We start from the raw sequence: 22,159 nt of genomic DNA on the forward strand, positions 1-22,159 counted from the left end.
AAAGAATAGAGGAAAAGAGGTTAGTTTATTAATAAAATGCAAATCCGGGTTTATACCCTTACCTTTGTATGAAACATAATAAGAAAGAATGCTTTTTATAGGAAAATATAACAACCTCACCATCCTTCGTGATACCAGCGTAGGTTTCTTTTTGGGTGATGTGGAGGGTGAAGAAGTACTGCTTCCCAATAAATACAAAACGGATGACATGCAGATTGATGATGTCATTAAAGTTTTTGTCTACAACGATTCTGAGGATCGTCCGGTTGCTACAACGGAAACACCAAAAATTGTACGTAACGAATTTGTAAATCTGAGAGTTAAAGATGTTTCCGAACACGGCGCATTTCTTGACTGGGGTTTGGAAAAAGACCTTTTCGTGCCTTTCAGAGAACAAACCACGCCTATGGAAATAGATGAATGGCACGTGGTATTTTTATATCTTGATCAGAAAACTTCCCGCCTGATTGCCACGACAAAGCTTGACAGATATCTGGAAAACGAACGTTTGCTGGTTAAGGAAGGCGATGAAGTAGATTTGCTTGTTTGGAAAAAAACAGACTTGGGCTACAATGTTGTTGTAAACCAGTTTCATAAAGGATTGATATACGCCAACGAGGTTTTCAAACCGCTAAGTGTTGGCGATAGCCTTAAAGGATATATCAAAAAGATCAGAGACGAAAACAGACTGGATATCAGTCTGGAAAAACAAGGATACGCTAACGTAGTAGAACCTACCGGACAGCGGATTCTGGACGATTTGAAAAAAAATAACGGCTATCTGAATTTATCCGACAGCAGCGCGCCGGAAGATATTAACAGAGTGCTTGGAATCAGCAAGAAAGTCTTCAAAAAAGCAATCGGCGGCCTATACAAACAAGGATTGATCCGAATAGCTACCGATGGAATATATTCGGTAGAAGGAGAATAATAGGTCACACAGAGAACCACGGAGAAAAAGGAGAGGGCCACAGAGATTTATAAAAAATTCTCTGTGGCCCTCTTTTTTGACTCTTAAAACTCTGTGTAACCTAAATTACTTTTGACCGTATTTTTCTTTGTACTTGTCGTATAAGCGTTTTTGCTTGTCGTCCAGGTTTACTTTTCCTCCTTTGATAAATACCATGGAAACAGAATTTCCACGCATATCAAGCAAATCTCCACCTGTTACAATTAGTGACGCTTGTTTTCCTTTTTCCAGCGTTCCTACATACTGATCAATGCCCATAATTTCAGCGGCATTTTTTGTGATCAGCTGTAATGCTTCCTCAGGTTTAATATCACTGAAACCGGAAGAAGTTCCTGCCAAAAACGCAAGATTACGCGTTCTCCACCATTCGTCAGAATAACTGATAGCCACTTTTACACCAGCTTTGGTTAAAATTCCAGGCAATTCATAAGGTAGATAAACATCTTCATCAGTTGCATTTGGAAGTCGGTGCGATTGGTTTAAAACAACCGGAATATTGTTTTCTTTCAAAAACGCTGTTATTTTATTTGACTGATCACCGCCAACAATAACAATCTTTTTAATCCCGAATTCCTGGGCAAATTTTACCGATTCTATAATATCCTTTGCATAATCCGCACGGATATAGAGATTGGCTTTTCCTGCAAAAATATCCTTCATCGCTTCCAGACGAATATTCATCGGGGAAGGTTTGCTGATTCCTGCATACCCTTTTGCATCGGAAAATGTGCTTCTAAATAAATCAATCGTTTCCTGACGCTTTTCATTCTTTTTCAACGAGACTGAAAAATCTTCATAATTGAAACTTGTAGACAAATAAGACGGCCAGTTTATCCAGATCCCATCATCTTTCTTCAAAACTGCATCCTCCCAGTTCCATCCATCGGTATAAAATACAGAAGAAGACCCTGAAATAATTCCACCTTGCGGAACGGCTTGTGATAATAAAATTCCGGTATTACGCAAAGTTGGGATAACTTCCGAATCTGTGTTGTAAGCCACCAAAGCGCGCACATGAGGATTAATCTCACCCACTTCTGAATAATCCAAAGTTGCACGCACAGAAGCAATTTCCTGAATACCAACGGTCGTGTTCATGGAAATAATACCCGGAAAAATGTGCTTTCCTTTTACATCGATCACCTCCACATTATTTGTGCTCCCAGAAGCGGCCGGTCCTACCTGCGTGATGATTCCTTTATCAAAAGAAATTGCACCGTTTTCTATCACCTGACCATTTCCAAGGTGAATGGTTGCACCCGTCAAAATGATTGGCCTTGTTTGCGGTTTCGCTGGTGCAGGATTTTGTGCAAAACCTGCGGTGTTAAGGCAAAAAACTGCTGCCAAACCTAGCAAACATGTATTCAGCTTATTATATTTTTTTGTTTTCATAAGACAATTTTGAATGAATAAAGGATGAAAAATAAATTAGAAATCTTTTATTTTCCTTCCTCATGTTCCGCATGAATTCCGATGATATCTTCACAGTGCCACATACGAGGCATAGTCATTGGCGCTTTTTGTGTTGGTTTACCATCTGCCTTATCACTCAGCATTTTCTGGATCAGACGCTCACGTTCCGCAGCTACTTTTGTCTGTTTTGCTACATCTTCTTTACGATCAAAATAAACAGTTCCTTCAATCATCGTGAATTCCGGACGTGCATAAATTGACAAAGGATGTGTGCTCCAAAGAACAAGATCTGCATCTTTTCCAACTTTAATACTTCCCATTCTGTTATCCACGTGCAAAAGTTTTGCAGGATTTAATGTCACCATTTTCCATGCTTCTTCTTCCGGTACGCCACCAAACACTACGGTTTTTGCAGCTTCCTGATTTAATCTTCTGGCCATTTCCGCATCATCCGAGTTGATCGCAACAGTAACACCTTCATGATACATCAGGGCGGCATTGTAGGGAATCGCTTCTTTCACTTCCATTTTGTAAGCCCACCAGTCAGCAAACGTTGAACCGCCGATATTACGGGCTTTCATTTTGTCAGCCATTTTGTAGCCTTCCAAAATGTGGGTGAAGGTATTGATATGAAAATTCAATGAATCCGCTACGTGCATCAGCATATTTATTTCCGACTGAACGTAAGAGTGGCAGGTAATGAAACGCTGGTTGTCAAGAATTTCAGCCAATGCTTCCAGTTCAAGGTCACGGCGGGGAACTTCCAGGGCCGTTTTCTTTCCAGCGCCGTTATACTCTTTCCATCCCTTTGCATATTCTTTTGCACGGGTAAAGTGATCATAATAAACCTGCTCAACACCCATTCTGGTTTGTGGGAAACGAACACGGGCCACATCGCCCCAGTTGGATTGTTTCACGTTTTCACCCAAAGCAAATTTGATCGTTTTTGCCTCCGGTATCAACATTTCCGTTTGTGTAGCACCCCATTTCAATTTCACCAAAGCACTTTGTCCACCGATAGCATTGGCAGAACCATGCAGCAAATGCGAAGTGGTAACACCACCGGCAAGCTGACGATAAATATTCACGTCGTCAGGATTGATCACGTCACTCATCCGAACTTCCGCAGAACTCGTCTGAGATCCTTCATTGATAGCGAACAAAGCAATGTGTGAATGTTCGTCAATAATTCCGTTTGTCAGATGTTTTCCCGTTCCATCCACAGTACGCGCACCGGACGGAGCAGATAATCCTTTTCCAACTTTCGAGATTTTTCCGTTTTGAATAATTACATCCGCATTTTGTAAAATACCATCTTTTTCATTGGTCCAAACCGTAGCATTTTTTACAAATACTGTTTCAGATTTTGGAAGCTGTTCGTTTCCAAAACCAACAAAAGGATATAGTACCGGGCCGGTTTCCTTAATTTTAGCCACTGCTGTATCTTTCTTGGCAACGGATTTGTAAGGTTCCGTCAAAATAGCATTCCAGGTTAGCGGCGAACCATCCGGCATTACACCTTCTCCTGCCAAACCTTTTCCTGCAATCCATCCTGTAAGTCTCACCGTTCCGGGCGTTTTCTTTTCAGGCTGATATGTTAACGTCAGAAGGTCGTTGGCAAGCGTTACTTTTGGCGTAACTTTTACCGTATCTTTTATCGTGATTTTATAATCAGGTTTTTCAACAGAACCTGATATTTCTATCTTTCCGGTTGCCGCTTTATTGATTGAAAACGAATACGTTCCACGAAGATCAGGAGCATCAATTGGAGCAAGAATAAATTTCTTTCCCTGAATCCAGTTTTCATAAATTACATTATCCTTGCTGAATAAATCATCCGAAGTGATCAGGAAATTAGCAAGCATACCAGCCTTCAAACTTCCTACCTGGCCTTCTGCTTTTATCAAACGGGCAGGCGTGGTCGTCAGAGCTTCCAATGCTTTTTCTTTTGGCAAACCGTATTCAATAGCTGAACGGATTTTAGACCAGAAATCAGATTTGTTCTTTAAATCAGCCGCTGTGAAAGCAAAGGAAACACCACTTTTAGCCAGAACAGAAGGATTAGCTGGTGCCATTTCCCAATGTTTTAATTGAGCGACTGAAATTGCATCTGCGTCCCAGGGATCCGTAACGTCATAAGCCGCTGGAAAATCCAATGGCAAAATCAAGGTGGCCTTGCTCGCTTTCACTTCTTCCAGACGCTGATATTCATCACCACCACCTTTGATTATATATTGCGTACCAAACTCGTCACCGATTTTGTCTGCACGAAGCAGGCTATACTTATCATTGGTTTCAAAAAATGAAGGTAACGTTTTGATCTGGTTGAAAGCTTCCAGCGACAGGTTCGTTTCCTTGGTTTTTCCACCTTTTGCATACCAGTCGGCGTCATAATAATTCTGGCGAAGCAGTGCAACAGCGCCCATTCCCGAAGAAGGATAATTTTGTCCGGACGTACCTTTGCTGAACGAAAAATGAGCAGAAGCCTTTCCGTTCAAAAGTGCCTTGTTTGCCGATTCATCCGTAAGTGTTACTACCGCACCGCTTCCTCTTACGATTCCGTCGTGTGAGTAAGTCAATACCGTTCCAAATCCGATTTTACGTAAATCACCGCCTTTTTTTGCGTCAGGACTAAAAACCTGGCTCGCATCATTTTCTGGTTGTACGGCCTGGTTCCAGCCAAAAGCACCCTTTTTATTTGATTCCAGCTGAGGAGTCTGGCGTCCACGGCCACGTGCTTCATTTTTCACTTCCGGCATTCCATAATCGGAATCCAGATCAATCAGAGATGGATAAATGTACTTTCCCTTCAGGTCGATCACCACAACGCCGGCAGGAATTTTTACTTGTTTGCTCACTTCACGGATTACTCCGTTTTCGATCAGCAGGGTGCCGTTAGGAATTGTAGTTTTTGAATCGACAACAATGTTTGCATTCGTGAATGCGTACCGTCCTGTTCTTTCATCATAAGTACCGTTGCGAGGAAAAGTTTCCTGGGCATGGCACAACGAAGTTAAGGTCAGTCCAAACACTAACGTTGATAATTTTTTCATCATAGAAATAGGAGTTTTGGAAAAGATAACCGTTTATTGATAATAAGGGAATGTTCAGACAATATACAATGAAAACACTAAATATGGGTCTAACAACGATTTAATGTATTATCTGTGCAATCCGTACTTGGAATTTCAATATTGCTTTGTTTTTTTGTATCTCAATTAACGCATCGCTACTTATATGACTTACGATCAATTTAAATCCAGCCTGTCACAAACTGAACCACCACTAGGTATTTCAGTGATTTTGCAAGCTCTTTGGTATGATGCAAATAAAAACTGGGAAGCCGCTCATGACATTGCGCAAAGTCAGGAAGGAACCAAGGCATATGATCGTCTACATGCTTATTTGCACCGGGTTGAAGGTGATACCTGGAACGCAGGATATTGGTACCGGCGCGCCGGCGCGGATGTTTTTAAAGGTTCTTTAAAGGAAGAATGGGAGTTTTTGGTTGAATCCTTGTTGTAATTATATAAGGCTAAAACCTTATATTTTATATTTATAAGTAAAAAAGCTTATAAAACTATATTATAAGGTAAAAACCTTATATTTGATTATTATAAGCTTTTTACCTTATATGAAAAAGAAAAATCAGGCGGTTATAACCGCAGATATGGTTAATTCAACCCATTTTTCAACGGAACAAACCGGGAAATGGTTGAATGAATTAATTGTCATCCTCAAAAAAGATCCATTTAAATGGCTATTAGCACCCGAAATTTACCGCGGGGATAGCTTTCAAGGTGTATTGAAAAATCCGGAGGATGCGTTAAAAGTTGCGGTTTTATCCCGGACAATTATAAAATCCTATTCCCCAAAAAGCGATTTAAGAATTGCTATTGGTATCGGGACAATCGATTTATTGACTGATAGACCCGGAACTTCTGACGGAGAAGCCTTCCGGCTATCAGGACATTTAGCTGACAACATTAGAAAACAAAAAGCAAGAATTGGTATTGCTCTTCCTCAAAACTCAGAGCCTTTGAATGCTATTTTGGATTTACTGGAAACCTTAATAGAAAATTGGACACCGGCACAAAGCGAAGTCGTTGCAGCACTTATTCAAAATAAGAATATTTCCGAAATTGTTACGCAACTGTCTATAAGTCAGCCAGCAGTCAGCCAACGTATTACATCATCCAAATGGTGGGCAATCGAACATTTTCTTCGTACATTCCCTGAACATCTCGCACTATACACCAAAATGAAATGATATGATTGAGTTCCTGCTGCTATTGCTCGCACATGTGTTAGCTGATTTTTACTGGCAGCCCACAGCGTGGGTATTGGATAAAAGAGAAAAATCCTTTCGGTCCAAATATTTGTATGCTCATGTAGGCGTAGTGATTATAACTTCTTACATTTTACTGGCGCATTTCCAAAATCCGGTTCCTGCCATTGTCATCGGTTTCGTTCACGGACTCATCGATATTGTCAAACTTGAATTTGATAGGAAAGGAACAACAAGCTGGTTTATAGGCGACCAAATTGCTCACCTGCTTACTATTGCCATTACAGCAATTATCCTGACGAGCACCATTTCCATAGAATTTATTCATTTGAAAGACTGGTTTCACAACACTAAAATCATTGCCATTTTAACCGGAACATTTCTGGTTCTCTCTCCCGTTTCATTCCTGGTTGGTATGCTTACAAAACCATGGCGGGATGAGCTAGACAAGCTCCTACCCCATGCCGATGATAACCTTGCCAATGCAGGCCGCTGGATAGGAATGTCTGAAAGATTATTAATATTTGTTTTCGTTTTATTAAGTCAATACTCAGCGATTGGATTTTTAATCGCTGCAAAATCACTTTTACGCTATAATGACAAAGCAGCTGCCGGTGAAATCCCCCCAACCTACATCAGCAAAAAATCGGAATATATTCTTGTTGGAACATTAATGAGTTATACCGCAGCAATAAGTACCGCGCTGGCCGCAAGATTATTTTATTAAATAATTTCATATCCCGTTAAACCTTCTTCATTGATTCCTCTCTAAGCTCGGTATCTTAACTTTAAAACCAATGAAAAGAGGAATAATCGCCATCATAATGGCATTCGCAGGTTTTACAGCTTTCGCACAACGCGATATGGCTAAAATGACACCAGAAGCAAGGGCTGAAAACCAGACTAAAAATTTGACCGAGACACTTGGACTTAGCGCAGATCAGCAAAAACAGGTGTATACCCTGAATTTAACACGCGCTCAGAAAATGGAAGAAATGAGAAATTCCCAGGACTCAGACCGGTCTAAGATGAGGGAATCCATGGATGTGTTCAACACCGAATTACAAAAAGTATTAACGCCTGAGCAACAGGAAAAATACAAAACTGCGATGGAGGAACGTCGTAAAAATGGCGGAGCGGGAAGAGGGCCAAGAAACTAAAACCTAATGCCATAAAAAAGTTAAAAAACTCCTTATTACCGTAAAATATAGTAATAAGGAGTTTTTTAACTTTTATGACACCCTTTCAGGGTTGGAAAGAGAATTAATCTCAAATCCATTCTATAATAATGTCAACCCTTTGGGTTTTCTATTTCTTGCTTATTACATCTATCCAATTATTTCGTCGCTACAAATTACCTTACAACGCCACTTCCGTCTTAAACTCAGATGTAAAATGGAAATGTATCTTCGGATTATTTTCACGATTCATACGAATCATCCAGTCTGATTCGGCAAAGAAAACCGGGTTGCGGTCTTTGTCAAAAGCGATCTGATTTCCTTTTAAACGAATAAATTCATCCATTGCAGATTTTTCGTCTGCGGTAAGCCAACATGCACGCGTAATATTCATTGGAACCCAGCGGCATTTTGCACCGTACTCATGTTCCAGACGGTATTGAATTACGTCAAATTGAAGTTCCCCAACGGTTCCTACCACTTTACGATTACCTAAATCCAGATTAAACAACTGCGCAACACCTTCATCTGTAAGTTGCTGAATACCTTTTTCCAATTGTTTTGATTTCATTGGATCCAGATTGATCAATTCCTTGAAAATCTCGGGAGAAAAACTTGGAATACCTGCAAAATTCAGATTTTCTCCTTCGGTCAAAGTATCACCGATTTTGAAATTTCCTGTATCATACAACCCCACAACATCACCCGGAAAACCTTCATCCATCACACTTTTATCAGAAGCCATGAAGGTAAACGGACTCGCAAAACGAACATCTTTGTTTAGCCGAACATGGTGATAGAAAGTTCTTCTCTCAAATTTACCTGAGCAAATCCTCAAAAACGCGATACGGTCCCTGTGACGAGGGTCAAGATTGGCGTGTATTTTAAATATAAATCCACTGAATTTTGATTCTGTCGGCTCTACTTCTCTTACGTCTGTTGGACGTGGCTGAGGAAGCGGAGAAATCTCGCAGAAAGTATCCAGCAATTCTTTTATACCAAAGTTGTTAATCGCACTACCAAAGAAAACCGGCGCCAGTTGTCCACTAGCATAAGCTTCATTTGAGAATTTGTCATACACACCATCAACCAGTTCAACATCTTCAACCAATTGAACAGCATCTTTTAAGCCAAGAAGTTCTTCCAGTTTATCGTCTTCAAGACCAATTTCAACCACGTTGCTTTCAATCTTGGTTTTATTGATTTTGAAGAAATATAACTTCTGTTCAAACAAACTATAAACGCCCTTGAAATCTGCCCCCATATTGATAGGCCAGGTAAGCGGACGCACACGGATTCCGAGTTTCGTTTCAAGCTCATCAAGCAACTCGAACGGATTCCGGCCTTCTCTGTCAAGTTTATTTACAAAAACAATTACCGGCGTATTGCGCATCCGGCAAACTTCCATAAGCCTTTCCGTTTGCTCTTCTACCCCTTTCACACAATCAATAACAAGAATTACACTATCGACGGCCGTAAGTGTGCGATAGGTATCTTCTGCAAAATCCTTGTGACCGGGTGTATCAAGAATATTAATCAGCAAATCGCGGTATTCAAAAGTCATTACCGAAGTTGCAACCGAAATACCACGCTGCTTCTCAATTTCCATGAAATCTGAAGTTGCCGTTTTTTTAATCTTGTTGGATTTAACCGCACCGGCTGTCTGAATAGCTCCTCCAAAAAGAAGAAGTTTTTCAGTTAAAGTTGTTTTCCCGGCATCCGGGTGACTAATGATCGCGAAGGTTCGCCGTTTTTTTATTTCTTCTATATTACTCATTACGATATTTTATAATCCGCAATTTTGTTTTAACAGTCTGTAAAACTGAATCTTAACTTTGTAAAAATCAAATAGAATGCTGAACAATACGGATACGAAAGGATTCTAATTCTGAAAATTCCCACAAAGATACAAATAAACATAGCCGCCCGTATCCGGAGCGGCTATATTATTAACTGTCAGTCAGCTTAATGATTATTTTCATCACCGACCTTCATCATTACCTGGGGTAACGGTGGTATTCAGTAGAAAGAATCTTTGTAATCCTCAACAGAAGTCATGATTACTTCATGCGCTTCCTCGCGGCCATACACATTGGTAATTTCAATATGCGCTTTTTCGCCTGGAAGGTTTTTATAAGTAAGGAAATAATGTTTCAAACGTTCAACAATACCTGCTGGCAATTCGCTGATGTCTGAATAAGCACCATAAACTTCGTCACCTTTCAAAACGGCAATAATTTTATCATCTGCTTCGCCACCATCGATCAAACGAATTCCACCAATTGGTTTCGCCTGACATGTGATATCACCGTGAGAAATAATTTTTTCACACAAAACGATAATATCCAATGCATCGCCATCACCTTCGGTAACGTCTCTGCCTGATCTTTCTCTTGCAAGTTCAGCAATTTTGTCAGCGCAATAGGTTTTTGGAATAAAACCGTAAAGAGCCGGAACAATGTTGGAATATTTTTGTGGACGGTCAATTTTCAAATAGCCCGTTTGTTTGTCAATTTCGTATTTAACGGTATCCGTAGGAACGATTTCAATAAATGCAGTGACTAAATCTGGTGCATTTTCTCCCATCGGAATTCCATGCCAGGGATGGGCTTTATGTACGTTTGCGTTCATTATAAGGTAATAGGTATATGATCTTATTTAAATTATCTAATCTCTCTTTTTATTCTCCTGCTTTTTCTGAAATCAGATAATCGCCTGATTTTGATATTGATTGTTTTACAAAAAGTTCTCCAAGAAACCCAGCCAGAAACAATTGTGATCCTACCATGATTGCTACCAGGGCAAGAAAGAACAAAGGATTTTCTGTCACATTCCGGTATTGTTCATGAGAAATGTAAATTTTATAAATTTTCGTCCCAAGAAGCCAGAAAGCGATAAGACTTCCAAGAAAAAACATAAGCGTTCCAAGACTTCCAAATAAATGCATCGGACGACGTCCAAATTTATTGACGAAAGCAATCGAAAGCAAATCCAGAAAGCCAAAAACAAACCTTTCCAGGCCAAATTTTGTGTATCCGTATTTCCTCGCCTGATGCTGGACTACCTTTTCTCCGATTTTACCAAAACCGTTCCATTTGGCAATAACGGGAATATAACGGTGCATTTCCCCATAAATGGTAACATTTTTAACAACCTCTTTCCGGTATGCTTTCAATCCGCAATTAAAATCATGCAGTTCCACACCAGAAATTCCGCGTGTTGCTGCATTAAATATTTTGGTAGGGATTGTCTTCGTAATCGGGTCATATCGTTTCTTTTTCCAACCTGAAACCAGATCGTAACGATCGTCTTTGATCATGCGGTAAAGTTCCGGAATTTCATCCGGACTATCCTGCAAATCCGCGTCCATGGTAATGATCACATCCCCACGGGCCGCCTGAAAACCAGTTTGTAAAGCAGCTGTTTTTCCATAATTACGAACAAAACGATGCCCTTTGATATTCGGGTTTTTCAGCGATAAATCGACTATAACGTCCCAGGAGCGATCTTTGCTTCCGTCATCAATGAACAAGACTTCGTATGTGAAATTATTTTCATTCATCACGCGCGCAATCCACTCGCTAAGCTCTGGCAAAGACTCCTCTTCATTGAAAAGCGGGATGACAACGGATATTTGAATTGCTGAATTGGTCATGAATTATGTACTAGGGTGATACCTGCACACCCGTATTTGGGTGCAAAGTTCGTGTTTTTCCTGATCAAAATATCAAATAATAGTCTTTCAATAATTTCTTAAACTCCGAATGATAGGTTTTGCCGTCCTCCTCGTAGATAAATAATTCGGAGGTAACCGGCCGGTTATCAGCCATTTCGTCCTTATTAAAACGCGTCAATTTCCGAAAAGCTTTCTTTCCTTTTTGATGATACAAAGTTAACTCAAGTGCCAGATTCCAACCTGATTTTTTCGCAAGATCCTGAAAAATAAGCCCTTCATCAACCGGCAGCAGGACATTCCAGCTCCCATTTGGAAGTAATAATCTTTCAACCGAGATCAACAAATCGTCAAAAGAAAGAGAATCAGCATGATGCGCCAGGTTTATTTTAGCGTCCGGAGATTTTAAATCAGATTGAAAAAAAGGTGGATTTGTAATAATACAATCAAACTTTTCATTTAATGAAAAATCCTGAATTGCAGCATTAAAAACCTCAATCTGATTATGAAACGGACTTTTAAAGACATTTTCAGTCGCCTGCAAATATGCTTCCACATCCAATTCCACAGCACTTATTTTCGCTGTTTTATTTCGTTGGGCAACCATCATTGACAATAATCCGGTACCAGCTCCTATATCCAGAATTCTTTTTGCATTTTCAACATCAGCCCAGGCACCAAAAACACAGGCGTCGGTGCATACTTTCATTGCACTTTTGTCCTGGTCAATCGTAAACTGTTTGAATTTAAAAAATGAATTTCTGGCCATATTTATTTTCTTCCAAAATCTGCCGGATTTTCACCCCAGTATTCTGTTTCCCATTTCAGGATTTTATTTGGATAGGTATTACTGGCCAACCACCTTTCCGCTCTTTGCAGCATTTCAAAAACCGGCTTGTTTCTGGGCGTTAATTGCAATTTTGTATTTGCATGTTTCTTTTTGATCCAGCTTATCGCCGTTCTGGAATCTGAATAAATAGGAATCTCACTATTATTTTTTTGGAGGTAAGCCAATCCGTGCACGATCGCGAGAAACTCTCCAATATTATTAGTAGCATCTTTGAACGGACCTTGCAGGAAAATTCTCTCTCCTGTTTGGAGATAGGTTCCCTGATATTCCATATCGCCGGAGGCCGTATTCCAGGCGGCATCAACGGCAATGGCGTTTTTTATAGGCTGACCAATATTGGCAGGTGCAATTTTGGCAACAACTTTTGCAGCGTTTTCTTTTTTCTGAACATACTCCCAGTAATTCCTCTGAATCGCTGTTTCCGCTTCCTCAATTGAATCAAAAGATTTGTAACGGGCATCTTCAAAACCCTTGATTTGTGCTTCACATTCTTTCCAATCGGTAAACACACCTGTTTGTCTACCTTGCCACACTACATAAAATTTTGTCTTTTTTGCCATTATTACAAACTAACTTCTTTCCTCCCAAACCTGAGCCAGGTTTACAATAACCTCCACCGCTTTTTCCATATCCTGAACAGAAACCCACTCCAATCGGGAATGAAATGCATGTTCGCCAGCAAATATATTCGGGCAGGGCAAACCCATAAATGATAATCTTGAACCATCCGTTCCTCCACGAATACTTCTGGTAATCGGATTCAATCCTGAACGTTTCATCGCTTCCGTAGCATAATCAATAACCTGAGGATATTGGCTAAGAATTTCCTTCATATTCCGGTATTGCTGCGTCACCTTAAATTCACTTTTCGAATTTGGATAATTCACCATCACCCGATCCAGAATTCCTTTCAATAACAGTTCTTTTTCGTGTAAACCTGCTTCATTGAAATCTCGGATAATGAAATCGATCACCACTTTTTCCTGAATTCCTTCAATATGTCCCGGATGAATGAATCCTTCTTTTCCTTCCGTAGTTTCCGGTGAAAGTGAATCTTTTGGTAAAACAGCCAGGATTTCTCCCGCAATTTTAAGGGCGTTTTCAAGCTTTCCAATGGCATATCCGGGATGTGTACTAACGCCGTGAATCGTAATTTTTACACCATCCGCAGAAAATGTTTCATCCTCCATCGTACCGACAGCTTCTCCATCAACGGTATAGCCAAAATCCGCCGCCAATTTCACCAGATCTACCTTTTCGGTACCTCGCCCCACCTCTTCATCCGGGGTAAAAAGTATTTTGATAACGCCATGTTTTATTCTGGAATCTGTTACTAATATCTCCGCCGCAGCCATGATTTCCGCAACACCGGCTTTGTTATCTGCCCCCAAAAGTGTTGTTCCACTTGCTGTTACAATATCATTTCCAATCTGATTTTTCAGATCCGGATGTTCTGACATTCTGATCACCTGCTCGTTATCATCCGGCAATACTATATCAGTCCCGTTCCAACTCTGATGCACAATTGGCTCTACATTTGCTCCTGACACATCCGGAGACGTATCCACATGCGAGCAAAAACAAATGACTGGAATATTTTCCTTGTCGGAATTCGCTGGAATTGTAGCATAAACGTAGCCATGTTCATCCAGATGAGCATCTTCAATGCCCAATTCCTGTAATTCAACCACAAGCTGATTGCTCAGATCCCGTTGTTTTTCCGTACTTGGAAAACTTGTAGACTGCGGATCAGATTGTGTGTCAACCTGAACATAGCTAAGAAACCGGTTTAGAACGGAAGACATATTTACTCAAAAATTAGAATGAATATTGACTGTTTGAATCTCCTTATGAAGCAATAATCCCAGCCAGATCAGCCGGTGAATAATTGATATTTTTCAATGTTTTGTCGTCAGCAGTACGGTAAACAAGGTATTTCCCGTTGTCTTCTTTGAAATAACATTCAGTACCTTTTGCATTATAATGTGCAACAGTCGCTTCTGCTTCTTCCACACTTGCACAAGCTTTTGACATGTTGGAACGCTGTACTTCGTCAAACAATTCTCTGAATTTATTACCCAATCCAAATTCCAGAACTGCCCCTGAAAGTACATATTGAAGATCGCAAAGTGCGTCAGCAATTTCTACAAGATCCTTTTCAAGAATCGCAACTTCCAGCTCTTTCAATTCCTCAGCCAAAAGTGCAACACGCAGGCGGCTACGGTCCTCAGATGGAATTGTGGGTGTTTCAAGAATCGGATGTTTGAATGTAGTATGAAATTCAGCGACCTGGTTAAGACTATCTAATTGTTGCATTTTATTACCTGTATTTATTATTAAAAATTCACAAATCAATACGTTATGTCAGCGTATCGGCTTTATAATATAAGATTCGTTTTAAAAAGTTTGATTGCAATCGCCAGCAGAATAATTCCAAAAACCTTGCGAAGAATATCCGTTCCGCCCTGCCCAAGTTTACTTTCAATCCAATAGGATGATTTTAGAACGAGGTAAACGAAGAACAAATTGAGCAGAACACCTACTAAAATATTATTGATCTCATAGGTTGTACGTAAGGCCAGCAGCGTTGTCATCGTACCGGCTCCGGCAATAATCGGGAAAGCAATCGGGACAATGGATGCTGCACTGACACTTATATTGTCATGCTTGAAAATGTTTCTTCCCAATATCATTTCCAATCCCAGAAGAAATAAAATGATAGCACCTGCCACGGCAAAAGAAGCCACATCAACCCCAAAAAGGCTTAAAAGCCTTTCTCCCAGAAACAAAAAAGAAATCATAATGGCTCCGGCGGCAAGTGTCGCTTTTTCGGATTCGATCTTGCCTAATTTCTTTCGAAAATCAACAATAATGGGAATAGAACCCAGCACATCGATCACCGAAAAGAGAATCAGCGTTACAGAAAGTATTTCTTTGACATTGAACATTGCGACACCAATTCGAGGATTAAGCCGCAAAGTTGAACAAAACAGACTGCTTACACAAACCTTTTTCCGGAAGCCCGCTGAAATAAATACGGTTTATGTATTACCATTAGGAAGAAAATTCAAAAAAGTATTGAACTGCTTTTTGTATTTCTCCTCGTTGATTTTATAAAAGTAAGCTCCCTTTTTGGAAAAGCCTTTTTGTTTTTCTTCCAGTTTGACCAACAAATGGGTTGATAATAATTTCCTGCTGAAATTTCTTTTATCCAATTCTGTTCCAAAAATAGCTTCGTACAATTTCTGTAATTGGGGTATAGTAAATTTCTCAGGAAGCAGCTCAAAACCAATCGGATGCTGGGACGCTTTGTAACGCAAATGTTCAATCGCCATTTCTACCATAGCACTATGGTCAAACAATAATTGTGGCAGTTCCTGCATGGAAAACCATTGAGCCTCAAAGTTTTTCGAGATTTTATTATCGTAATCCTCCACATTGATCAAGGCAAAATAGGCAACAGAAACGGTGCGTTCCACTGGGTCACGCATGGGATTTCCGAACGTGTGCAGCTGTTCGAGATATATGTCGGTAAGACTTGTCAATTCAAAAAGAATACGGTTGGAAGCCTGTTCCAGACTTTCCTCGGGCTGCACCCATCCACCCATTAAAGACCAGGTGTGATGCTCATCTTCAATACCGCGCTTTACCAGTAATAATTTTAATTCATGACCATCAAATCCAAAAATAATGGAATCGAGGGCCACCAGACACTTTGTTTGTGTCTGGTATTGATGCAACATATCTATTAACACGGTGGTGTTTCTGAGAATTGAATAAAAAACATTTAAACTAATAAATACAATTTGCTTGTATTACTACTCATCGGGCGGTTTCGGAATACGTTTTCAGGAAAACTTTCAGCTGATTGATTTCATCTAAAGTAATGGCAGGAAAATTAGCGATACGAAAACTGGTTTCTTTCCAGGAGCCATATCCATTTCCCAGCATAATACCATTTTTCTTTGCTGCTTTTTTGATAGAAGCAATTTGTTGTTTTTCACCCAAAACAGCAATAACCGTATCCGATCGAACTTCTTCATTGTCAACAAGAACATTAAAACCTGATTCAGACAAAAACTGGTACCAGTCTTTTGCTCTATCCTTGATTTGAATTGAAATTTCCGAAAGTATTTCCACTTGCTGCAAAACACGGCCAGCCAAATAAATTCCCAGTGCATTGGGCGTGTAAGGAGTTTGGTATTTCAAAAAGTTATCCCGAACAAAAAGTAAGCTGTTGTAATGATCTCGCTCGCCAATTTTTTCAGCCTGCTGAACCGCTTTTGGAGAAACCACCATTACACTTAATCCAGCCGGTAATCCAAAACATTTCTGCACAGAAGCATACCACACATCCGCAGATTTCCATGGAAAAATGACGCCAGCCATCGAAGAAGTAGCATCGACGGCAATAACTTTCTCCGTTTTTTTTCTTAATTCTTCAAAAAATGAATCGGGTAAAGCTGTTCCATTGGAAGTTTCATTATGGGTCAAACAAATTGCATCGCTATCCTGATCCGCAATAATATCGGAGATTTCGGGTAAAGAATTTAAATCAAAAAATAAACCGTTGGATGCCGGTTTTATCTTCCGGGTATATTCCAGCCATTTCTCTCCAAAAGCGCCATTAAAAACATGAAGACTTTTTGTTTCAATTATTGATTGCGCAATGATTTCCCAGCATTCCGTAGCAGATGAGCAAAAATAAATCTCATAATCCGCCGGGATTTCCAGTTTCAGTTTCATCATGTCAATAGTCTCTTTGAGCATTTTCATAAATGGCTCACTGCGATGATTGACACTTAAAATTCCACTTTGATAAGCGTCAAATAAATACTGCTCGATTTGTGGATAAACTTTCGAAGGGCCGGGATAAAAGGTAATCATGAGTTTTAATATTTAAAACAAACGAATAGTTTGATTGTATTTCAATTTGAAGTCTCAATTTAAACAAAGCAGGTTCTTCATCTTATCAAACAGAGATGATAAAAAATCAATTCTATTTATTTAGATAAAGAACCTTCATATGTCACCCTTTCAGGGTTTGTATCTTTGATAGTATTCGAATTTTCTTTAATACTATCACCCCTTCGGGGTTTTCACTTCAATATGTTTGTAATGATTAAAAATGGAAAATGTCTTCAATTTTACCTTCCAAATAACAATCCCGAAGGGATGACATTATTATAGAAAATCTCGATTCTCACCTGACGAAAAACCCTGAAAGGGGGACATAAAACTATCGACCAATTCCAAGCCAACAAATAGAACTGCTAAAAAAGAGACTTACATAAACCCTTCCCTAACCATCGCTTTCTCTAATTTTTCACCCAGTTGCGCAGATGCTTTCAACAACGGCAAACGTACTTCCGAACTGCAAACACCTTTAATTTCAAGGCATTTTTTTATTCCAACCGGATTGGATTCAATATACAGCAAGGTATCAAATTCCAGGAATGCGAGCTGTAAAGCCGCTGCATCCTTGAAATTTCCTTCCAATGCATGCCAAGTCAAATCGGTAAATTCACGTGGAAAAGCGTTCGCGATCACGGAAATCACGCCATGCCAGCCAACACTCACCATAGTCGTTACAAGATTATCATCGCCCGAAAGCAAAATAAAATCTTTCGGAGCTTTGGCAGCAAGTTCCATGCTTTGTTCAATACTTCCGCCTGCATCTTTAATTCCGATAATGTTCGGATGTTCTGCAAGTTTCAGGATCGTTTCGGCTTTCATGTTGATAACCGTGCGACCAGGAACATTATAAAGCAAAACCGGAACTGGTGACGCATCCGCAATGGCTGTAAAATGCGCTATAATTCCTTCCTGAGTAGGTTTATTGTAATATGGACAAACAGACAAAATCGCATCCACACCATTCAGGTCCGTCTTTCGGATCGTTTCCAAAACCGCTCTCGTGTCATTTCCACCCAAACCATACACAATAGGAAGTTCCTTTATGTTATGCTTCTTTGAAAATGCCAGAATTTCGTTTTTTTCCTCTGTCGAGATCGTTGGCGATTCACCGGTTGTGCCCTGCACGACCAGATAATCCACGCCTCCCTCAGATACGAATTCGATTAACTTTCTTAACCCAGCGTAGTCAATTTCCTGATGCTCATCAAAGGGTGTAATCAGCGCTGCTCCGACTCCTTTGAAACGTTCGTCCAATGGCATTATTTCTTATATAATTATTGATTTTAAAACACAAAGTTAGTTACCTGTCTCAATTTCCTTCATCATTTCTCAATCATTCCTAAAAATTCTTCTTCCGACAAAATTGTAACGCCCAGTTTTCTCGCCTTTTCCAGCTTCGATGGCCCCATATTATCGCCTGCCAAAAGGAAATTTAATTTCCCTGAAACACCGCTTAAAATCCTTCCGGCGTTGGATTCAATTTTATGTTTCAATTCGTCGCGTTCAAAATTTGCGAATACGCCGGAAATCACAAACGTTTTGCCTTCCAGCAGATTACTTTCCATTTCAACCGGTTTGTCGTCCGTCGTCAGTTGCAAACCTGCCTTTTCCAACCGCTCCATGACAAGCTGGTTTTCGGGAAGAGAAAAATAAGCAACTACGCTTTGGGCGATTCTTCCGCCTATTTCAGGTACATTAATCAAATCATCATAAGTAGCAGCCCGCAGTGCAGTAATATTTTTAAAATAAGCTGCCAGCTTTTCCGCAACCGTAGCACCTACAAAGCGAATTCCCAGTCCAAATAAAACATTTTTAAACGGCGCTGATTTTGATAATTCCAGACCTTTCAGAATATTCTCAACCGTTTTTTCTCTGAAACTTATTTTCTTCGATTTTCCGGTTTCTTCATTGACAATATTTTTTTCGAGTCCCAGTAATTTTTCATAAGTCAGATCGTACAGATCCGCCGGCGTTCTTACCAGCTGTGTATCAAAAAGTAATTCAATTTTCCCTTCACCCAGACTATCAATATTCATCGCTTTCCGGTGAATAAAATGTTCAATCCGGCCCTTCAATTGTGGCGGACAAGCGCTGTCATTTGGACAATAGTACGCGACCTCACCTTCATTTCTTGCCAAAAGCGAGCCGCATTCCGGACAATTGGTCGGGAAAGCGATATGTTCGGTTGTGAACAGACCACGTTTTGTCACATCAACGCCCGTGATTTTTGGAATAATTTCTCCACTTTTTTCAACAAAAACAGTATCGCCCAACTGAATATCCAGCCGCTCCATTTCATTGGCATTATGTAGCGTAGCACGTTTCACATATGTTCCGGACAAATGGACGCCTTTTACTTTGTTGTAAGGAACGGTCCGCTCACTTTCTGCACACAAATTAGCAACGGGTGTAACATTCCCGGTCCGGCCAACCTGAAAATTAACTGATCTTAAAATGGCCGGTTTGTTCTCCGCTTTATATTTAAATGAAATCGCCCAACGCGGACTTTTTGCTGTAAAACCTAATTCACGCTGTTGTTCAAAAGAATTTATTTTGATTACGATTCCATCCGTGGCAAGTGGAAGCGTCGCACGTTTTTCTTCCCATTCGTGAATGTACGCGATGACGTCATCAATGTTATCCACCTTTTTCCAACCCGGAGAAGTATTAAAACCCCATGATTTTAGCGCCAGCAAACTTTCTTCATGGCTTGCAAAAATCGTTTCATCGCTCAAAAACGAATAAATATAACAATCCAGCGCACGTCGGGCCGTTTCAGCAGAATCCTGTAATTTAAAAGAACCGGACGCGGCATTTCTTGGATTGGCATACTGATTCACGCCCAGAGCCTCCATATCCTCATTCAGTTTTTGAAACGATTGGAAAGGCATAAAACCTTCCCCCCGGATTTCAAAAACCGGAGGTACTTTATCCGCTTTTACACGCAATGGAAGCGATTTAATAGTTTTTACATTGTTGGTAATCTCATCCCCGCGTGTTCCGTCACCACGTGTCACCCCCCTTACCAAAACACCATTTTCATAAGTAAAACTCAATGAAATCCCATCAAATTTCAGCTCGCAAATATATTCGTACGCTTCTCCATCCAATCCTTTCCGAACGCGTTCGTCAAAATCCCGGAGTTCCTGTTCGTTGTAGGTATTATCCAGCGAAAGCATTGGATACCGGTGATAAACGGCGTTGAAATTTTTGGTTATCGTACCTCCTACCCTTTGCGTTGGAGAATCGGTGCGTTTGAATTCCGGAAATTCGTTTTCAAGTTTGGCCAGCTCTTTTAACAAAATATCGAAATCATAATCTGAAATTTCAGAAATGCTTTCCTGATAATATTGAAAATTATAATGGTCAATCTGTTCGATCAGTTCGTTAATGCGTTCTTCCGGGTTCATGGTGTTTGGTAGCTAGCGGCTTCTTAATGAATTAATTTTGATGAAATGTCAATTCTTTCAACGATCATTCGCGGACAAATTTACAGTTTATTCTATTTTTTGATGCATTGAAATATAAGTGAAGGCGTTCGTTTTCGTTTGAACTTTACATCGTATTAAAATCGCTGCTCTAATGATCGATAAACAAGAAAAATTATTTCAGGATTGGGATTCTACACAAATTATTAATGGCCAAGAGATTATATTATCCAGTCCAAAAATTAGTCATCAGAGAATTGTAAGAAAAACTGAAAAAGTATTCGAGCGTTTTATTGAAGGTAGAAATCCGGGAGAATTATTCCGGGCTCCTCTGGATGTCATTTTTGAAGAAAACGTAAACCGTGTCCAACCTGATCTGATATTTATAAGTAAGGACAACGATGATATTATAAAAGACTGGATAAGAGGGGTTCCCGATTTATTGATCGAGGTTGTTTCGATTGAATCTTTTCACCTTGACACGGTTGAAAAGAAAGGACTTTATGAAAAATTTGGTGTAAAAGAATATTGGATCGTTCTGCCGGAACAGCAATCCGTTGAAATTTACACATTAAAAAACGACCATTACGAATTGTTTCTAACTGCCTCGGAAGATCAGTTTATAGAATCAAAGATCCTGGTAGGACTGCATTTTCAGGTTAGTTTTTTGTTTGGGTAAATTTTGCTAAAAACCTCCGTTTCCTGTCAATCCGACCATAATTTTCATCTTACAGCAGAAATTCTTTAAATTCGTCCGGATTTATAAATTACTGACTTGTCTCTATGGCCTTCATTGCCCCTTCCATACTTGCCGCTGACTTTGCTAATTTGCAACGTGATGTTGAAATGTTGAACAGAAGTGAAGCAGATTACATACATGTGGATATCATGGATGGCATGTTTGTTCCTAATATTTCATTTGGATTTCCGGTTTGCGAAGCGATAAACCGCTATGCGACAAAGCCTTTGGATGTTCATTTAATGATTGAACAGCCCGAACGCTATCTTGAAAAATTCAGAGATGCAGGTGCCGCAATTTTAACGGTTCATTATGAAGCTTGCCCGCATTTACATCGTACCATTCAACTGATCAGAGAGTTAGGTGTTTTGCCGAGCGTTGCACTTAATCCGCATACTCCGGTTGAAATGTTATCCGAGATATTGCAGGATCTTTCTCAGGTGTTGATCATGTCGGTCAATCCTGGATTTGGCGGACAGAAGTTTATTGAAAATACTTACAGGAAAATCTACAAGCTCAATTGTATGCGCGAAGAGCTTGGACTGGATTTCAAAATTGAAGTTGATGGAGGCGTAAACAATGATAACGCACGTTTTCTCGTTGAAAACGGAGCTGATGTTTTAGTGGCGGGAAGTTTTGTTTTCAATTCAACAAATCCGCTGGAAACAATTGCTGAGTTAAGAAAAAATTAATAACTAATCCA

General features: G+C 39.9%; 21 protein-coding genes. 7 read left to right on the forward strand and 14 right to left on the reverse strand.

Annotated features, from left to right (window positions below; genetic code table 11):
* The first annotated feature begins 88 nt into the window (after positions 1-88).
* Positions 89-931, forward strand: coding sequence for a S1 RNA-binding domain-containing protein (locus FZF08_RS01220; RefSeq protein WP_159466797.1), 843 nt, complete (start codon positions 89-91; stop codon positions 929-931).
* Positions 932-1,036: 105 nt separating this feature from the next.
* On the opposite strand, the gene FZF08_RS01225 is transcribed toward FZF08_RS01220, so the two are convergent.
* Both FZF08_RS01225 and FZF08_RS01230 read right to left on the reverse strand, forming a co-directional pair.
* Positions 1,037-2,362, reverse strand: a complete 1,326-nt coding sequence (locus FZF08_RS01225) for an amidohydrolase family protein (protein WP_159466798.1) — start codon at positions 2,360-2,362, stop codon at positions 1,037-1,039.
* 47 nt (positions 2,363-2,409) lie between these two features.
* Entirely contained in the window at positions 2,410-5,439 is a 3,030-nt protein-coding gene (locus FZF08_RS01230) for an amidohydrolase family protein (RefSeq protein WP_159466799.1), read from the reverse strand.
* Between the two features lie 181 nt (positions 5,440-5,620).
* On the opposite strand from FZF08_RS01230, the gene FZF08_RS01235 reads away from it, so the two are divergent.
* From FZF08_RS01235 to FZF08_RS01250, 4 genes are all read left to right on the forward strand, one after another.
* Positions 5,621-5,908 carry a hypothetical protein gene (locus FZF08_RS01235; protein ID WP_159466800.1) on the forward strand — a complete coding sequence of 96 codons (288 nt, stop codon included), beginning with the start codon at positions 5,621-5,623 and terminating at the stop codon, positions 5,906-5,908.
* 109 nt (positions 5,909-6,017) lie between these two features.
* Positions 6,018-6,653, forward strand: coding sequence for a hypothetical protein (locus FZF08_RS01240; RefSeq protein ID WP_159466801.1), 636 nt, complete (start codon positions 6,018-6,020; stop codon positions 6,651-6,653).
* Position 6,654: 1 nt separating this feature from the next.
* Positions 6,655-7,398, forward strand: a complete 744-nt coding sequence (locus FZF08_RS01245; protein ID WP_159466802.1) for a DUF3307 domain-containing protein — start codon at positions 6,655-6,657, stop codon at positions 7,396-7,398.
* 70 nt (positions 7,399-7,468) lie between these two features.
* Entirely contained in the window at positions 7,469-7,831 is a 363-nt protein-coding gene (locus tag FZF08_RS01250; protein ID WP_159466803.1) for a hypothetical protein, read from the forward strand.
* Between the two features lie 199 nt (positions 7,832-8,030).
* Here the strand turns inward: FZF08_RS01250 and FZF08_RS01255 are convergent, their stop codons facing one another.
* The 12 genes from FZF08_RS01255 to ligA form a co-directional block, all read right to left on the reverse strand.
* Positions 8,031-9,626 (reverse strand): peptide chain release factor 3, encoded by a 1,596-nt coding sequence (locus FZF08_RS01255; RefSeq protein WP_159466804.1) that lies wholly within the window; start codon positions 9,624-9,626, stop codon positions 8,031-8,033.
* Between the two features lie 242 nt (positions 9,627-9,868).
* Positions 9,869-10,480, reverse strand: a complete 612-nt coding sequence (locus tag FZF08_RS01260; RefSeq protein ID WP_159466805.1) for an inorganic pyrophosphatase — start codon at positions 10,478-10,480, stop codon at positions 9,869-9,871.
* A gap of 49 nt (positions 10,481-10,529) precedes the next feature.
* Entirely contained in the window at positions 10,530-11,504 is a 975-nt protein-coding gene (locus FZF08_RS01265) for a glycosyltransferase family 2 protein (RefSeq protein ID WP_159466806.1), read from the reverse strand.
* Positions 11,505-11,568: 64 nt separating this feature from the next.
* Positions 11,569-12,291: a tRNA1(Val) (adenine(37)-N6)-methyltransferase gene (locus FZF08_RS01270; protein ID WP_159466807.1), complete on the reverse strand. Its 723-nt coding sequence runs from the start codon at positions 12,289-12,291 to the stop codon at positions 11,569-11,571.
* Between the two features lie 2 nt (positions 12,292-12,293).
* The gene (locus FZF08_RS01275; RefSeq protein ID WP_200837005.1) at positions 12,294-12,932 is read right to left on the reverse strand and encodes a viroplasmin family protein; all 639 of its coding nucleotides are present in this window, start codon (positions 12,930-12,932) and stop codon (positions 12,294-12,296) included.
* Between the two features lie 9 nt (positions 12,933-12,941).
* Complete coding sequence (gene pepT, locus FZF08_RS01280; RefSeq protein WP_159466808.1) at positions 12,942-14,177, reverse strand: peptidase T; 1,236 nt, start codon at positions 14,175-14,177, stop codon at positions 12,942-12,944.
* 43 nt (positions 14,178-14,220) lie between these two features.
* Positions 14,221-14,688 (reverse strand): nucleoside triphosphate pyrophosphohydrolase family protein, encoded by a 468-nt coding sequence (locus tag FZF08_RS01285; protein WP_159466809.1) that lies wholly within the window; start codon positions 14,686-14,688, stop codon positions 14,221-14,223.
* Positions 14,689-14,750: 62 nt separating this feature from the next.
* Positions 14,751-15,320, reverse strand: a complete 570-nt coding sequence (locus FZF08_RS01290) for a MarC family protein (protein ID WP_159466810.1) — start codon at positions 15,318-15,320, stop codon at positions 14,751-14,753.
* 93 nt (positions 15,321-15,413) lie between these two features.
* Positions 15,414-16,115, reverse strand: a complete 702-nt coding sequence (locus FZF08_RS01295; RefSeq protein ID WP_200837006.1) for an NrtR DNA-binding winged helix domain-containing protein — start codon at positions 16,113-16,115, stop codon at positions 15,414-15,416.
* A 79-nt stretch (positions 16,116-16,194) separates the two neighbouring features.
* Positions 16,195-17,259, reverse strand: coding sequence for an aminotransferase class V-fold PLP-dependent enzyme (locus tag FZF08_RS01300; RefSeq protein ID WP_159466812.1), 1,065 nt, complete (start codon positions 17,257-17,259; stop codon positions 16,195-16,197).
* Positions 17,260-17,658: 399 nt separating this feature from the next.
* Positions 17,659-18,549 (reverse strand): 4-hydroxy-tetrahydrodipicolinate synthase, encoded by an 891-nt coding sequence (gene dapA, locus FZF08_RS01305; RefSeq protein ID WP_159466813.1) that lies wholly within the window; start codon positions 18,547-18,549, stop codon positions 17,659-17,661.
* Positions 18,550-18,611: 62 nt separating this feature from the next.
* Positions 18,612-20,699 carry an NAD-dependent DNA ligase LigA gene (gene ligA / locus FZF08_RS01310; protein WP_159466814.1) on the reverse strand — a complete coding sequence of 696 codons (2,088 nt, stop codon included), beginning with the start codon at positions 20,697-20,699 and terminating at the stop codon, positions 18,612-18,614.
* A 172-nt stretch (positions 20,700-20,871) separates the two neighbouring features.
* Here ligA and FZF08_RS01315 point away from each other — a divergent pair, with 172 nt between their 5' ends.
* Positions 20,872-21,396: a Uma2 family endonuclease gene (locus FZF08_RS01315; protein WP_159466815.1), complete on the forward strand. Its 525-nt coding sequence runs from the start codon at positions 20,872-20,874 to the stop codon at positions 21,394-21,396.
* A gap of 104 nt (positions 21,397-21,500) precedes the next feature.
* Positions 21,501-22,148: a ribulose-phosphate 3-epimerase gene (gene rpe, locus FZF08_RS01320; protein ID WP_159466816.1), complete on the forward strand. Its 648-nt coding sequence runs from the start codon at positions 21,501-21,503 to the stop codon at positions 22,146-22,148.
* The last annotated feature ends 11 nt before the right edge of the window (positions 22,149-22,159 follow it).

Source organism: Dyadobacter sp. 3J3 (assembly GCF_009801115.1).
Taxonomy (GTDB): Bacteria; Bacteroidota; Bacteroidia; order Cytophagales; family Spirosomataceae; genus Dyadobacter.